This is a genomic window from Terribacillus sp. AE2B 122 (genome assembly GCF_902497585.1).
Classification (GTDB): Bacteria; Bacillota; Bacilli; order Bacillales; family Amphibacillaceae; genus Terribacillus; species Terribacillus saccharophilus_A.
On sequence record NZ_LR700942.1, the window covers coordinates 701,904 to 717,724 of the forward strand.

At 41.1% G+C, this 15,821-nt stretch carries 14 protein-coding genes and 1 pseudogene; 7 read left to right on the plus strand and 8 right to left on the minus strand.

Features of this window, described 5'->3' with window-relative positions:
- The 4 genes and pseudogenes from AE2B122_RS19110 to AE2B122_RS03605 form a co-directional block, all read left to right on the plus strand.
- A pseudogene (locus AE2B122_RS19110) lies at positions 1–465 on the plus strand (ABC transporter ATP-binding protein); the annotation flags it as partial.
- A 13-nt stretch (positions 466–478) separates the two neighbouring features.
- Positions 479–1,228: an ABC transporter permease gene (locus AE2B122_RS03595; RefSeq protein WP_175073114.1), complete on the plus strand. Its 750-nt coding sequence runs from the start codon at positions 479–481 to the stop codon at positions 1,226–1,228.
- Between the two features lie 19 nt (positions 1,229–1,247).
- On the plus strand, positions 1,248–2,147 hold the full coding sequence (locus AE2B122_RS03600) for a glycine betaine ABC transporter substrate-binding protein (protein WP_175073115.1): 900 nt from the start codon (positions 1,248–1,250) through the stop codon (positions 2,145–2,147).
- 302 nt (positions 2,148–2,449) lie between these two features.
- Positions 2,450–2,929: a pyridoxamine 5'-phosphate oxidase family protein gene (locus AE2B122_RS03605; RefSeq protein WP_371809491.1), complete on the plus strand. Its 480-nt coding sequence runs from the start codon at positions 2,450–2,452 to the stop codon at positions 2,927–2,929.
- Between the two features lie 173 nt (positions 2,930–3,102).
- Here the strand turns inward: AE2B122_RS03605 and AE2B122_RS03610 are convergent, their stop codons facing one another.
- From AE2B122_RS03610 to AE2B122_RS19465, 3 genes are all read right to left on the minus strand, one after another.
- Positions 3,103–4,311 (minus strand): multidrug effflux MFS transporter, encoded by a 1,209-nt coding sequence (locus AE2B122_RS03610; protein WP_175073117.1) that lies wholly within the window; start codon positions 4,309–4,311, stop codon positions 3,103–3,105.
- Between the two features lie 97 nt (positions 4,312–4,408).
- Positions 4,409–4,966 (minus strand): SDR family oxidoreductase, encoded by a 558-nt coding sequence (locus tag AE2B122_RS03615; protein WP_371809492.1) that lies wholly within the window; start codon positions 4,964–4,966, stop codon positions 4,409–4,411.
- Complete coding sequence (locus AE2B122_RS19465) at positions 4,887–5,147, minus strand: SDR family oxidoreductase (protein ID WP_371809493.1); 261 nt, start codon at positions 5,145–5,147, stop codon at positions 4,887–4,889. Before AE2B122_RS19465 ends, AE2B122_RS03615 begins: the two co-directional genes overlap by 80 nt.
- Positions 5,148–5,295: 148 nt before the next feature.
- Here AE2B122_RS19465 and AE2B122_RS03620 point away from each other — a divergent pair, with 148 nt between their 5' ends.
- Positions 5,296–6,189 (plus strand): LysR family transcriptional regulator, encoded by an 894-nt coding sequence (locus tag AE2B122_RS03620; protein WP_095217786.1) that lies wholly within the window; start codon positions 5,296–5,298, stop codon positions 6,187–6,189.
- 158 nt (positions 6,190–6,347) lie between these two features.
- Here the strand turns inward: AE2B122_RS03620 and AE2B122_RS03625 are convergent, their stop codons facing one another.
- Complete coding sequence (locus tag AE2B122_RS03625) at positions 6,348–7,523, minus strand: NupC/NupG family nucleoside CNT transporter (protein WP_175073118.1); 1,176 nt, start codon at positions 7,521–7,523, stop codon at positions 6,348–6,350.
- 475 nt (positions 7,524–7,998) lie between these two features.
- Between AE2B122_RS03625 and AE2B122_RS03630 the strand changes: the two genes are divergently transcribed.
- Positions 7,999–8,748 (plus strand): hypothetical protein, encoded by a 750-nt coding sequence (locus AE2B122_RS03630; RefSeq protein ID WP_254593404.1) that lies wholly within the window; start codon positions 7,999–8,001, stop codon positions 8,746–8,748.
- Between the two features lie 75 nt (positions 8,749–8,823).
- A complete protein-coding gene (locus AE2B122_RS03635) occupies positions 8,824–9,339 on the plus strand; it encodes a DUF6141 family protein (RefSeq protein WP_175073294.1) in 516 nt (171 codons plus the stop codon).
- Between the two features lie 45 nt (positions 9,340–9,384).
- Here the strand turns inward: AE2B122_RS03635 and AE2B122_RS03640 are convergent, their stop codons facing one another.
- From AE2B122_RS03640 to AE2B122_RS03655, 4 genes are all read right to left on the minus strand, one after another.
- Positions 9,385–9,825, minus strand: a complete 441-nt coding sequence (locus AE2B122_RS03640; protein ID WP_175073120.1) for a PH domain-containing protein — start codon at positions 9,823–9,825, stop codon at positions 9,385–9,387.
- 192 nt (positions 9,826–10,017) lie between these two features.
- Positions 10,018–10,413, minus strand: coding sequence for a VOC family protein (locus AE2B122_RS03645; RefSeq protein ID WP_095270071.1), 396 nt, complete (start codon positions 10,411–10,413; stop codon positions 10,018–10,020).
- Positions 10,414–10,629: 216 nt separating this feature from the next.
- Complete coding sequence (locus tag AE2B122_RS03650) at positions 10,630–12,132, minus strand: FAD-dependent oxidoreductase (RefSeq protein ID WP_175073121.1); 1,503 nt, start codon at positions 12,130–12,132, stop codon at positions 10,630–10,632.
- A gap of 59 nt (positions 12,133–12,191) precedes the next feature.
- Positions 12,192–15,755, minus strand: a complete 3,564-nt coding sequence (locus AE2B122_RS03655) for a dynamin family protein (protein ID WP_175073122.1) — start codon at positions 15,753–15,755, stop codon at positions 12,192–12,194.
- Between the last annotated feature and the right edge of the window lie 66 nt (positions 15,756–15,821).

Here is a 15,821-nt window from a genome sequence, read left to right on the forward strand (position 1 = left end):
ATCATCCGTACTCACCTTCAGGAGGAATTCCTGCAAATTCAGAAGGAACTTAAAAAGACCATTCTCTTCGTCAGCCATGACATTGACGAAGCGGTGAAAATGGCGGATAAAATCGCCCTGCTTAAAGGCGGGAAAATGATGCAATACGCAGAGCCAGCCAGAATGCTGAACAAACCGGCCAACAGCTTTGTTGCTGAATTCGTCGGTCAGGACCGCGTGCTGAAGAGCATGAGTCTGTATACAGTAAAAGACCTTGCAAACGCGCTGACACTGAAGCCTGTTCTTGAATCTCCTGATTCTCAAAATATAAACGAAAACCTCTCCTTGCGAGTGGCAATCTCGAAGATTTTAAACCAGGAAGCAGATCAGCTGATCGTAGAGAATGACAATGGCACGCGCACAGGAAGTATCACATTGGACTTGATCGAGCAGTTCCTGCACCGTGAGATCAAGGAGAGCGTCTGAGGGGGCTGTAATCATGGATAGAACAAACAAAACCATCGCCTTGATTATCAAGCTTATCTTCTGGGCATTGCTCGCTGCATTCTTTATTTGGGCATTCGTCAATAATATGTTCAGTACGATTCGGGAACAGCCGGATACTTTCCTGCGCTTGCTCGGTGAGCATATCACGATCGTGCTGCTTTCAGGAGCGGCTGCTGTGCTGCTTGCTGTACCACTCGGCATTTTCGTTACTAGGCCTAAATTCCGTAAATCGGAATGGCTGATTGTCGGAATAGCGAATCTTGGACAGACGATCCCGAGCTTAGCTGTGCTTGCACTGGCTATGGGCTTCCTAGGTATCGGAATTAGCGCAGCAGTAGTTGCCTTATTCGTCTATTCCCTGCTTCCAATCCTGCAGAATACAATTGCAGGCATCGATTCCGTTGATGACAACATGATCGATGCAGCCAAAGGAATGGGACTCACAAATGCTCAAATCCTCTGGAAAATCGAGCTGCCGAATGCACTCACCTCGATTATTGCAGGTATCCGAACAGCATTGGTCATCAATATCGGGACCGCTGCCCTCGCCTACCTTGTCGGTGCTGGCGGTCTAGGTGTATGGATATTCACCGGTATCCGTCTGTTTGATAACGCCTTTCTGATGTCTGGAGCCGTCCCTGTCACCTTGTTGGCCATCCTGATTGATTACTTGTTCAAATGGCTGCAGTTTGCTTTGGTGCCAAAAGGGCTTCGTCTAGCCAGGAAAGCACAAAACGCATAAAGAAAGGATACCAGAGGTTATGAAAAAACGATTATCCCTATTTGTTTTATTAACAGCTATATTACTAGTGTTAAGCTCGTGCAGTCCTGGCGGGAAAAATATCACAGTCGGAGCCAAGACCTTTACAGAGCAGCTGCTTCTAGCCAAAATGACAACCTTCATATTGGAGGATAACGGTTATAACGTAGAAGAAATCCAGAATCTCGGTTCATCCGCGATGCGTCAAGCAATTGAAACGCAGCAAGTCGATATGACATGGGAATATGTAGGTACAGCACTGGTATCCTATTTAGGTGTGGATCCAGTAGTCGATAAGATAGAAGCTATGGAAACCATCCAGGAGCTTGATAAAGAAAACGGTGTAGCATGGACAAACTTGACTGATGCCAATAATGTCTATGTGCTCGCTATGAAACAAGAAAGAGCAGATGAGCTGGGTATTGATACAATTAGTGATCTGGCTACTTACGTGGAGGATAACCCAGATGAACTCAGCTTTGGGATGGAAACCGAATTCGCTAATCGTCAGGATGGGATGCCAGGTTTAGAGGAGCATTACGGCTTCCATGTTCCTGATTCAAACATCCGGGAAATGGAGATTGGTCTTTACTATTCCGCGCTGAATAATGACGAAATCGATGTGTCCGAAGGGTTTTCCACCGACCCGCAAATCAAATCACTCGGATTAAAAATTCTTGAAGATGATCAGGAATTTTTCCCGTCCTACAACCTGGCTGCCTCTATCAATCAAGACACGTTAGATGAGCATCCAGAATTAACTGAAATACTTGAGCCGCTACAGAAAGCATTGACCGACGATTCCTTACGGGAATTGAACTATCAAGTGGATATTGAACAAAAAAGTGTAGAACGTGTAGCCAAGGATTTCCTAGAAGCAAATGATCTGCTGAAAAACTGAGAAAACGGCCCTGACGAGGGTCGTTTTTGTTTGTTTTTTACACGACTTTAGATACTAACGGATTATTAGGTGCTCCCTCCTACTACAGGTCGTATGGGAGGAAACTTGTCCATCTTTTTCTGTAGATACACGTATATAGACTATATATAGCTAGTATAAAGTACAACCAAACTATTAGAATTCTTACCTCAGTTAATCAGTTTTAACCCGAGTTTGCTTTTAGTTTAATAGACCCTTATTAACGCATAAAAATTGATGGTAAGGGTAATATACCTCTATAAACTATTACTTAGGTGGTGGAAATGTTGAAACAAGAAGAAATGGAAACGGTAAGAGAGTTAATCAAAGACATAGACACTGCGATGCTGACTACCGTTACGGAAGAAGGACTTGTATCTCGCCCTATGAAAACACAAGAAGTAGAGTTTGATGGTGACTTGTGGTTTTTCACTAAAAAAGAGACTGATAAATATGAAGAGATTCTACATGAGCAAGATGTTAATGTGGCTTATGCAGGTAAATCCTATGTTTCCATTCGTGGAAGCGCGGAAATCGTTTCGGATTTAGAGAAGAAAAAGGAATTGTGGAGCAAAGCATATAAGAAAATCATGCAAACTTCGTATGATAGTCCTGATGTTGTCTTGATAAAGATACAAGCGGAAGCAGCTGAATATTGGGATACCGGTAATTTCACGAAGAAAATTGCCTTTATGTATAAACGTATGACTGGGCAAAGTGCAAAATCGACAGATATTAATGAAACGGTTGAATTGAAAAAATAACAGCCCAAAACAGAGAAGAGGCAAGGTTTCTACAAAGACCTTGCCTCTTCTCTATTTTTGTTCAGCAGGTGCGAAAAACCTCATTGGGTTATCATAGCGGCCCCTAATGATAATGATCTAATTAAAAGACCTTAGCATTGCTCTCTATAAATGCGGAATTGAGGTAACTAAAGTTACATATTTCGTGAAATTGCAGATGACCTTCTCACCAATGTGATGTAGAAGATAACCGCAAGTATACTAGTCATAAAAATTGTTATTCCGAAGGGTACAGCAGAATCTTCTCCAGCAATACCTACTAAAGGAGAAGTGATGGCTCCTAATGCAAATTGGAGACTACCTAATACTGCGGCCGCACTTCCTGCAATGTGCCCTTGTGACTCCATGGCCAAAGTAAAGGAAACCGGTGCAATTATTCCAATGGCTACTGCAAATAAGAAGATTGCCAGGAACAAAGTAATGAATGATCCGTGAATTAGCACGATAATCAAGATGAGCGCAGTAGTGATGAAAGCTATCAGCAGTCCGATTCGAAATATACGATGTTCATCCATCTTTTCTGAAAGCCATTTCACTAGCTGTGATCCCAAAATAATTCCAAGTCCATTTAAGGCAAAAAGTACTGAAAACAGTTGAGGCGAAATATCATACATATTCTGATATATAAATGGAGTCCCGGAAACATAGGCGAACACACCGGAGAACAATATGCCATTGACAAGCGCATAGCCCATAAAGCTCCGATCTCGAATCAAAGAACTGTAGTTTCTTAATAGTTCCTTGAAATTGCTTGGAACACGCTGCTCAGCATGCAGGCTTTCTTTTATTCCCCATGTGGCTATGCCTGTTAGAATGAGCCCTAAAATCCCTAGAAAAATAAACACTCCAATCCATGAAGTGAACGTAGTCACCGCACTTCCTGCAGTAGGAGAAATTAATGGAGCTACATTGCTAATCATCGTCAGAAGTGCCATGAATTTGACCATTTCTACTCCACTGTAACGATCACGAACAATCGCACGAGATATAACGAGTCCTGCGGAAGCAACAAATCCTTGAAAGAAGCGCAAAACAATAAACATTCCGATGTTTGGCGCGAATGCACATACTATAGAAACTAAAAAGTAGAGAAGCATTGATATTAGCAAAGGCTTACGCCTGCCATGAACATCACTTAAAGGGCCTGCAACAAGCTGCCCCAAACCTAAACCTAACAAACTGGCCGTTAGGCTCGCTTGAATTAACGAAGCCGTTGTATTAAAGTCATTCATCATTTCCGGCAGCGAGGAAAGATACATATCTACAGTGAATGGTCCTAGTGCTGAAAATACAGCTAACAGCAGAGCGGTTCTAAAATAATTATTTTGCTTTTTATATTCCATTTATTCATAGCTCCTTTGACACGCAATCTTGTGCTAAATAAAAAAATGCTACTAAGGTTAGGGCAATTTCTTAAATTCAAAACCCAGTTTATGCTTTTTAGCCGACTTGCTTAGTTGGGCGAATGATTACCTCATTTACTGCTGCCGATTCAGGTGTGCCTATTGCATAAGCAACTGCATCAGCTACATCACTTGCTTTTAATCCGTCAGTGCGCTGAAGATTCTCTACCCATGCCCTTCTCTCCGGGTCATTTATCGTTGTGTGAAGCTCTGCGTCTACTGTTCCTGGAGAAATAAGCGTGCTGCGAATATTACTTTCACGTTCCTCTTGCCGCAACCATTCCATTATGGCGCGAACAACAAACTTCGTTCCGCAATAAACAGCACCTTGCTGGAATACCACGTGACCAGCTACAGAGTCAGTCGTAACAATCTGTCCGGATTGTTTTTTCTGCATGATCGGTAACACGGCAGCGATACCATTTAAAACACCCATGATATTGATGTCTATCATCTGTCTCCATTCATTAAAGCGTTTTTCGGAGAGTAATGCTGTTGGCATGATTCCAGCGTTATTAGATAGGCACATCAACACGACCGTGTTTCTCAACTGCCAGGTCGATAACCGCTTGTACTTCTTCTTCTTTCGTGACATCTGCTACTGCAATAGAAATATCTGCGCTTGGCAATGCATTCGCAATAGCTTCCAAGCGTTCTTCACGCCGAGCAGCAATCACTAATTTTGCCCCTTCTTCTGCCAGCTTCCTGGTTGTTGCTTCTCCTATTCCACTTGATGCGCCCATGATTACAACGACTTTGTCTTGAATGTTTATCAAATAAATCATCCCTCCTAATGCCGTTTAACCTCTCATACATATTTTAGAAAGGACTCATATTTATAACAAATACTTATATCTCATTTCTTGATATGCTTGCTAAGCATTTCTATTTATATATACTAGACTTCATAAGGAGGCATCAGATATGGAATTAAGAGTACTGCGTTATTTCCTTACAGTGGCACGAGAAGGAAGCATTACTAAGGCTGCTAATTTTCTGCATGTTACACAGCCAACCTTATCCCGGCAACTAAAAGATTTAGAACTGGATTTAGGAAAGAAACTATTTATCCGAAGCAGCCACAGTATCTCCCTCACTAATGAAGGAATTCTCCTGAAAAAGAGAGCTGAAGAAATTGTCTATATGGCTGATAAGTTAAAGACTGAATTTCATTCGATGAAAGAAACAGTAAGTGGAGATGTTTATATCGGCGGCGGAGAAACAGACGCCATGAGGCAAATTGCACGGATACTAAAAAAATTGCAGGTAAGTTACCCTAATGTCCGGTATCACATACACAGTGGAAATGAAGAAGATGTGACGGATCGGCTAAACAAAGGAATGCTTGATTTCGGTATTCTGATTGAGCCCGCTAATCTGTCAAAATATAACTATCTGAACATTCCTGCCAAAGATCTTTGGGGAGTTGTGATGAGAAAAGACAGTCCACTGGCAGAGCAAGCTACCATTCATGCAGCAGATTTAATACATCTACCGCTAATCTGTTCAAAACAGGCCATGAATCAGACTTATTCAAAGAATGAATTTGCAGATTGGTTCGGTGAAAATCTGGATAAGTTAAATGTCGTTACTACATATAATCTGGCGTACAATGCCAGCATTATGGTGGAAGAAGGCATCGGTTACGCAATCACTCTGGATAAGATAGTGAACACGTCAGAAGATAGCAATCTCTGTTTTAAGCCTCTTGAGCCTAGACTTGAGTCCGGTTTAAAAATTGTTTGGAAAAAGCATCAGGTTTTCTCTGCAGCTTCCGATTTGTTTCTTAAGGCAATTCAAGCAGAATTATCAAGCTGATAGACGTTCAATAGAACAGGAAATAGTCATATGCTGCCGTGGTTGTGATTGGAGAAGATTACGTAAACGAGGAAATCAAATTAAAGAAGACTGTACACCCACTTAGTGTACAGTCTTCTTTATCTCTTTAAGAGACTTTGTGAAAAACAAAGGCGCCGTTAGAGGAATAGCCCCACAATCGTACCAGTCAAGATAGATCCCATTGTAGCAACCAGCAGAACCTTGAAGCCGACTTTAGCCAGCAGGCTTGCCTGTTTTTGATCTATTGCTTGTACAGTTCCTAAGATCATTCCAATGGATGAGAAGTTTGCGAATGAAATCAAGTAAGCTGACACAATACCTACAGTTTTCGTGGACATGTCAGGTAGTATTTTGACAAAATCAGTAATTGCTACAAATTCATTGGCAGCTACCTTCGTTCCCATAATAGATCCCGCGTTAAGGATTTCGGAAGTTGGGATACCCATTATAAATGCTATTGGAGCAAACACATAACCGATAAGTTCCTGGAATGTCATCCCCACAATGCCATCCAAAATGAAGTTAACCATTGCAAGTAAAGCCATATACGTAAGTAGCATTGCTCCTACGATAAGAGCAGTTTTACCACCCAATATAGTGCCATTACCGATAGCTTCAAAGAAGGATTTTTCATTATTCATTTCTTTCACATCAATTTCGAGATCTTCTTCACTTGTTACCGGAGCTACAATGGAAGATAAAATCAGACCTGAGAAAACGTTCAATGGCAGTGCCACTAGGACATATTCAGCAGGAATCAGCTGCAAATACGCTCCAAGAGTCGAACAAGATACAGCTACTAGTGATGAACTTGCGACAATAAATAAACGGTTCGGGCTAAGCTTGTGAATTTGCGACTTTACAGATAGAATTGCCGTTGTGTTACCAAAAATCATGGAATTTACTGCAACGAATGATTCAATCTTCGGAAGCCCTGTTATTTTGGAAACGAAACCACCTATATACTTGATTGCGAATGAAAGTATCTTGGTATAAGTTAAAATGGATAATAATGCAGATACAAAAATAATCATCAGAAGAACGTCAATGAAGAAATAACCCTTTTCGGATAAGTCACCCAATATGAATGCAATTCCTTCATGACCAAATGACAGTACTTTGGTAAATACATCTACAATTTTCTTGATGATCGTTCTGCCAATGGAAGTATTCAACAAGAACCAGCCTAAAATAAGCTGGACAACTAGCATGACACCGACAGCTCTATAATTGATATTCTTTTTGTCGTTGGACATAGCCCAAGCAACAGCAATTAAAACAAGTATTCCTAAAATCCCAATAACAATAGACAATTCCTTAACCTCCAACTCTGCAGAACCACAATGGCAACAGTGTAATTTACTTAGCTTTGTTCAATTTTAATCTTCTTATAATAAAAGCAGAGAAAAACCCCCGCCCATTACAAATTGTTAAAATTTTTATTATAAATACCTGATTAACATTTAATCTGTTTTATAAGCTAACTTAACGCTAAATATTAGCATCTATTATTACATATATAACAATGCATGATAACTCTTTTATAAGTAGTTTTATTATTTACATTTTTCCTAAAATACTCTTAACTAATTTATTAAAATTATTTATTCAAATCAGAAAAATGGCTAAAAAAACCCTAAAACTCTTTGTTTTAGGGTTTTTCCAAGTAAGGTATTTGCCTCTACAAATCAGTGGGTATATTTAATTGACCATAATATTCCATTTAACTTCCTTATTTCCTCTGATTGACGTTACAATATAAATGACAAAGAAAGGAATGATTATATGATGAAGCCTAGCAAGCTTCCGTATTTGTACACTGTACTGCTTTTGTTAGTTCTAGTGCTTGTTGGCTGCACCAACAGTACCAACGAAAAATCAAAAGAAGATTCTTCAGATACTTCTACTGCATCAACATCTGATCAGCAAGATGAAGAAGCTAATGAAAATGATCAAGTAGATAAAACTGACGATGAATCGGAGTCCAAGAGAGAAGTATCTGCGTCTGCATCTAATAATTCAGAAGAAATAACTCCAGATGCGCCCGAAACTGAAGAACCTAATACTTCTGAGGAAACAACAACTGATAAAGATACAACTGATACATACGAAAATGAAGAAAATGATCTATTGGCTAGTTATTCTGTTGAGGAAATTGAATACGCACGAGTGTGGCTCCAGCTCGGTCCAAACCACCAGATTGACGGATTGTATGTAAGGAAAATTCCAGCTGGCACAACACTAGAGCCAGATTATTTCCCTATTGTCAGCTACCCTGAAGATGTTGTTCAGCTAAGCGGTTCTCGCATAGTCGATGGATCTGTAACATATAGCAGTAATGGAGATGGTTCGATTAATGTGTACAACGTTCCTTTGCCAGGACGTTGGTATGGTGGTGCACCTTCCCCTCCAGAAGGCTTAGATGAAGGGGAAATGAGAGAAGAACTTGAAAACATTATCAATAATACAGAGCTTGTTTATGTTAATCCTGGAGAAGATGATGCTGTCAAAAAGTTAATTGACTTAATCAATGAATAATTTTTTTACAATCAGTGGGTTGATTATTGAACAGCCCGCTTTCGTTTATTCAAGTTTCGCTAAGGAGTGATTAAGATAGTAGCAAACAATATAATCTACAAAGAAGTCCAAAAACCTAGGCAGCCTTTGCTCTGGCTGATAGTAATATCTATTGCTGCATTGATGTGGTACGGCTTCATTCAGCAAGTCGTCTTAGGAGTTCCTTTTGGTAATAAACCTGCTTCAAATGCTGTTTTAATTATATTTTGGATTATCTTCGGAATTGCTTTTCCTTTTATCATGCTTAAATGGACAAAGCTGATTGTCGAAGTGCATGAGGATGGTCTTTACATTCGCTTTATACCGTTCCATTTACATTATAAGAAGTTTTTGTATAAGGACATCAAACATTATAGATCTATCAACTACAGTCCATTAACGCGTTTTGGCGGCTGGGGTTATCGTGTGAATTTCAAAGGAGAAACGGGTTATATAATGGGTGGAAAACAAGGGATAGAGTTGACTTTAAAGTATCAAACAGTAGTGATTAGCACTATTAAACCGAAGGAAATCATTAAGGGAATGGACGCTTTTCAAAAGGATAATTTATAAAAATTGCTTGCCTTGATTGTTAAAATTTTAATGTAAGAACTAGCGTTATTCTCGAATTTTCATATTCGGGCATCGCTTTTTTAACTCATTAATAAATTCTCTTTTACACATTGGTGAAATCATTACACTGCCCCAAAATGCCTGTTTAGAGTAAATCTCAATCGCGTCCCTCGATGACAATATTCTATAGCCTGAGAAAATATTATTTGAAGAAGTAATCTTTATAATATCTTCGTACAAAATACGACTTTTGTATGGTCCTCCTTGTACTAATAAGAAGTCTTGATAGTAAACATACTTGATTGAAAATGCTGACCACAAAATTACTCCTGCAGGAATTAAAAATGTACATGTTAATAAAAGAAACGGAAACAAGTCTATTTTGTTAAAAAAGAAGAGTGGCCAAAATGACGCTAAACCCAGTAAAAGAATTGCAATCATCATGAAATTAACGAAAAGGGCATCTATTTTCGAACAAAATACCATCTAACCCACCTCACTTCTATAACACTATATACGAGTCCTGTTTCACAAGGTTTCACATCAGAAAGAAGCTGCCGGGAGTACCCAGCAGCTCATCAGTTTCACTTAATACTCTATCCAGTGACTATATCTCTGAGGCTTTTGCTACCTTCATCTCCACGGCCCGTCTTATATAAGTACACAGATTGTTTAATCTTATGGAAGATTCAACTGCCATGAAACTCCGAACTTATCATCCGTCCAGCCAAATTTCTTACTGAATCCATAATTGTCCAGCGGCATACGTTCAAGTCCATCCTCGTTCAGTTTCTGATAAAGTTCATCGAGTTCCTTTTCCGTGTCACAAGTAACGTAGATGGAGAAAGAAGGTGTAAAGGAAAACTGATGTGTCACATTACTGTCAATGCACATAAATTCTTGACCCTTTAAGGAGAATACAGCCAGCATTACAGTTCCTTCATCTCCAGGTTCGTTCGCTCCATATCGAGTAATACTTTTAATTTCTGAATCCTCTATGAGTGATATGTAGTAATTCATTGCTTCTTCAGCTTTGCCATCTTGGAACATTAAGAAAGGTGTAACCTTCTCCATTATTTATTACCTCACTTTAATTATTCTTTCATTTCAAAAGCTAGCTCTGTTCGACCGTAAACATGGCATTCCCCATGACGGAACCTTCAGGAAATCCAGTAACAGTATTATTGTATCTTCTGCATTGTACCACTTGTTTCCTTTAAGATCGGACTTTTCAGCACAAACATTAAGTAGAAAAAGCCGCCGGGGGAACCCCTAGCAGCTTATCTCCACCTATTCTCTATCCAATGCCCGTAACGCAGGACCCTCTACAACTTCACCAACAGCTGTAAATCGAGATCCATGACAGGAACAATCCCATGTGTGATCCGCGTTATTCCAAGAAACAGGACAGCCGTTATGTGTGCAGGAAGCACTCATTTCGTGCAGCTCCCCTTTTTCATCCCGATAGTAAGCCATTGTCTGACCGTCTTTCTCGAGGATGGCACCTTTTCCATTTGGCAGATTATCTGGTTTTACAACTGTTTCATTGCTGATACGATTCACATCGTCCTCCCCGATACTGACGGCTTCTGCTTCTTCCATCTCCCGGCCAATCTTATATAGTTCGGCAAATTCATTGTCTTTACCATCTATAAGATCGGCGAGTAAGGTAGCTGCGGCTACACCATTGGACAAGCCCCATTTACCGAAGCCGGTTGCTGTATAGATACCGGGAGCATCGTCACTTACTTTTCCAATGAAAGGGAGCTGATCGGTTGTCAGCAGATCGTGGCTGGACCAGTGTTCGTAAAGTTCCTCGACTCCGAATTGTTCTTCAGCAAATTGATAGATTTTTTCATACCGATCGAGGACAGAGGAGCCGTCACCAGTCACATGCGCCTCACCACCAACGAGGAGGTAATGATTTTCTCCCTTTTTCAAACTGCGAATTGACCGTTTCGGATTTTCAAGACTGATATACATACCATCTGGATAAGGCTTTTTCGATTTGATTGCAATACCGTATGAATTTTTCGGGTTCATATTAGAAGAGAAATATTGATTCTCCACCTGAACAGGGAAATGGGTTGCACTTACAACATGATTCGCTGTAATGGTATGACCATTCTCTGTATGGACGACAGGACGAGATTCTGTATCGAATGAGACAGCTAACGTCTGTTCATAAATGCTTCCGCCTCGAAGCTCGATTTCCTTCAATAAGCCTACCAAGTATTTCACCGGATGGAACTGGGCTTGCTGACGCATTACAGCAGCTGCTTTGATAGGGATATCCAACGGCATTGTATCTGCCAGATAACCATCAATTTGTAGCTTGCGGTAGGCCTCCACCTCTTTTTCAATTGTTTCCACACCTTCGTCTAACTGCGTGTAAACATACGCCTCCTGCTCCTCAAATTCACAATCGATTCCATGCTCGGCTGCTGTATCTTTCACATAATTGATCGCCTGCAGATTTGCGCGGAAGTATTGTTTCGCTGTTTCCTCTCCATAGCGTTCAATCAAGCCATGATAAACGATATCGTGCTGTGCGGTCAGCTTGCTTGTCGTATATCCGGTTGTACCAGAGATCAACTCACGACCTTCGATAAGAACAACGCTTCTGCCGCGCTTAGTCAGTTCGTATGCTGTCGTTATACCAGCGATTCCTGCACCGATGACTAATACATCCGTATCCAAGTCTTTTTCTAAAGCTGAATAGGTCGGCATTTCCGTTGAATTACGCCAGTATGATGATGGTTTCTGTGAAAATAGCTTTTTTGTTTGCTCCATAACTGCTAACCTCCTGGACTATTGCCTTTTGGTTATACAGTATCCTGGATTAGCATCAGTCAAACTTTTTCCGGTAAAAGGGCAGCGAAAGTTTTTACCGCTTGATGAAGTTTCTGACGGGATGACGTATCTGTCAAAGCTCGTAGCATACCGGTGTAATAACTTTCTAGCTGTCCAGCAGCATTTTTCTGAAGGTCTGCCTTCTCCGATTGCCAAATTTCTTCGTAATGGCTCTCCATAGCTAATGTATACACTTGCAGTATTTCAGCAAGAATCGGTTCCATCAGCTTTAAAAGTTCCTCTTTCAACTTTTCTTTTCCGTTTTCTTGGAAAAAGGCTTTTGGACCGCGATACATTTTTAGCAGTCGAGTAATTTCGCCTTGTTCAAAACGGAACGATGTTTCTGGCGGCGCAGTCTCTGGCAGTTTCTGATCTGCAGGTGCTGCCAAGGATAACGCCTCGTTTACCGTTTGGACGGCTTGTTCTAACCCGCTCCTCCATCGCTCCATCTGCTCTCGTACTGTTCTGTCGACACGAATAGTGACTGCTCGGTATTCCTGTTCTAGCTGAATTTGGATTTGACTAGCGAATTCAAGTATTTGCCGTGCTACTTCCTCTTTACCTGCTGCTCCGCTGCTTTTGATTAGTGCTGGATTAAAGCATTGTTTAAACAGATCATTTGCTTCAAGCATCTGTCTTTCTTTAACATAATGCAGCTGTTTTTCAATACGCTGAACAATAGCTTGTTGAAAAACAGGCTGTGTATATGTCCGTGCTTTGGCCAAGATTTCATCCTGTTCCTGCTTATACTGACGGACTTTCCGCAATTTCGCATTTTCATCTAAATCCATTGCATTGCTATACGTTTGCAGCTGTCCATATTGCCTTTTCAATTCCTGCCTGGCGCCTTGAATAATGACTTCTGTCAGCTCGTTGCGGATGAAGCCATACAATTCTTCCTCCAGCTTGTTGAGCCCTGAATTCAGGTTCAGGGAAGTCTGTTTCTCCTGCAAGCCAAGTAAACTGCTCAAAGCAAAAAGGCGCGGCTGTCTGATTTGGAAGTTAGCCAGATTGTCTGCTACATAGGAGGTAACATAATTGACTTCTTCTTCATCCTTTGCTAAATCACTCGCATTTACGACGAAGAACATATTGTCTTTCTCTAAAGCTCCTTTTACCTTGCCCAGCTGCTGGAGTACTTGTTCATCCGCCTTCGAAAAAGCGTGGTTATAATAAGTCACGAAAAGGATCGCATCAGCATGCTTCATAAATTGGAATGTCACATCCGTATGACGGGCATTGACTGAATCGGCTCCTGGAGTGTCTATTAGTGTAACGCCTTGCTTAAGGAACTCATTATCCAAATAAACGGTTATCTGTTCGATAAAGCAGCTTATCGATTCCTTCGTTACATAATCGCTAAAATCCCCGAACGGAATAGTCCCTTCTGTACCAAGATTAGCGTGTACGACATTGTACCCAGTTTGGACCGCCTGCAGAAACGCTTGATGTCTTTTATCCTTTACAAGATCCGCCGGGTTTTCAGATAAGAAATCCTGCAGGGTAAGCTGCTTTCCGCTCAAGCTTTCAATGTCAGCCTCGATATGCTGCCGAGATTTCCATTTGACTAGCACAGTCTGATGAGGATGCTGACTCGTTGCCTGCTTCAGCATATTGATCGATGCGGTCGTTGGATTCGGCGACACCGGGAGCAGGCTTTCACCAAGCAATGCATTGGCGAATGAAGATTTACCAGCACTGAAAGCCCCAAAAAGCACTAATGTGTAATCTTGATGTATTAGTTTTTCTTTTCTATTCTTGATGTCTTCTATTGCTGATTGAAACCCTTCCACGCCGCCCAGGGCAGATGCCGCCGATTCCAGCTGATGAGCCATATCTTCTGCAGTTAGCTTTGTAGGTGAATCAAGTTGTACAATCGGCTCTGCTTCCAGCACGGCCGTTTTACTATTTGGTACAGGTTCTAATAGATCTATGCTATCTTTCAGCTTATATCTATTCGTCAATGCTTGCCTCGCCCGTTCGATAGTTTCTGTATCCATATTCAGATCTGTCTGGTGAATTTGATTTGCGATTCTTTCATAAGACTGCTGCAACTGGTTGATTTCATTATCGACTTGTTCATTTTCAGCTGCTTTTCTTTTTTCCAGTTTTTCTAGCTGTTCCGCTTGCTGGAAGGCAGTTTGAGTCGTAAGGATTGCTGCTTCTACAACTTGGAGGGCAGCTTTTTTGTAAGCCAGCTTGATATGATCCTCGACAGCAGCTGTGTAGACCAATGTATAGGTGCCATTCTTACTCGCCCCTGGTTGAACATGCTGCTCAAGTAAATCAGCTGGCAGCACTACCGCAAAATCCTGCAGCAGCACTTGTACGGATTCCGTATACATCTCATGCTTCCTAGCCCAGTCGCTCAGCTTATCGCGAATCCGCCAGACCAACTGCTTCTCGATTTGCTGATAAATCAGCTCCTCTGTCTTAGCTCGGCGCTGTTCCCGCTCTTCTGCTGTCTTTCGTTTATTTCCAAACAAACCTACTTTAAAGTCTGGAAAAGTGGATTCTAAATAAACTTCTGCTACTTCACGCACTTCAAAAGGCATCAGATTTGCGTTTTTTAAAGTCTGCTGAATAGTCTCGCGTCCGTCTTCTTCTGCAGTTTTTTGTTTCTCTCGCCAATTGCTGGCTGCATCCTCAGCAGTATGATCCAATTGATGACGCTGCTCCAACAATGCTGCTTCTTTTTCCGCTAAATCTTGTCTCACATCCTGCAGATAATTAGCAATCAGGCGCTGTTTCCCTCGCTCCAATCCTGCTTTATGTAACTGTTCTTTATCTGCAAGCAGCTTTTGCATCTTTTCTTTTACAGCGTATAGCTGATTATGCTCGTGGTCTTGTTCTTTCAATGTCGTATAGTATACAGCTTCAGGTGTGATATTCCACTGTTCAAATACGTTCGTGACCCCAGTTTGAAAATCGGTCCATGAGAGTTCTTCTTCGCGATGCTTGTCAATTTGATTGACAAGCAGATAAAATGGCTGTTTCTGTTCCGATAGCTGCTGTAAAAACAACAAGTTCACTTCCGACTGTACATGATTATAATCCGTTACATAAAACATACTGTCTACGAGATGCAGTGCCGACTCTGTCATCAGACGGTCTGCATCATCACTTGCATCGATACCTGGTGTATCCATCAAAGCGATGTTGTCTGGGAGTACTGTCTGTTCATCTTGTATTTCGATTCTGCGAATATCTTTATTCCGACAATATATATCCAATGTTTCCTTTCGGTACGGTATTGGAAGTTCATATTTCGTTTCATCCGCTCCATAAGCGACCACTTTCGGCTGACCGTACTGAATGGTAACGATATTAGCACTCGTCGGAATAGGGCTAGCTGGAAGCACTTGGTCACCAAGCAGCGCATTAATAAGCGAGCTTTTCCCGGCAGAGAAATGCCCTGTGAAGCAGATAAAGGCAGTTCCGTTCTCGGCTTTATCCACTAAATCAAGCGCTTTTTTACTATATTGTGATGCGTTTTCTGTTTCGAAATATTGATATAATGCTGACAAACTGAACAATTCCGTTGTTTCCGCTGTTCTTCGCATAGATGATCCCTCCTCTTATGTATGCGCATTCATATTTTTTATTATAAAACAGGAAAACCGCACTTA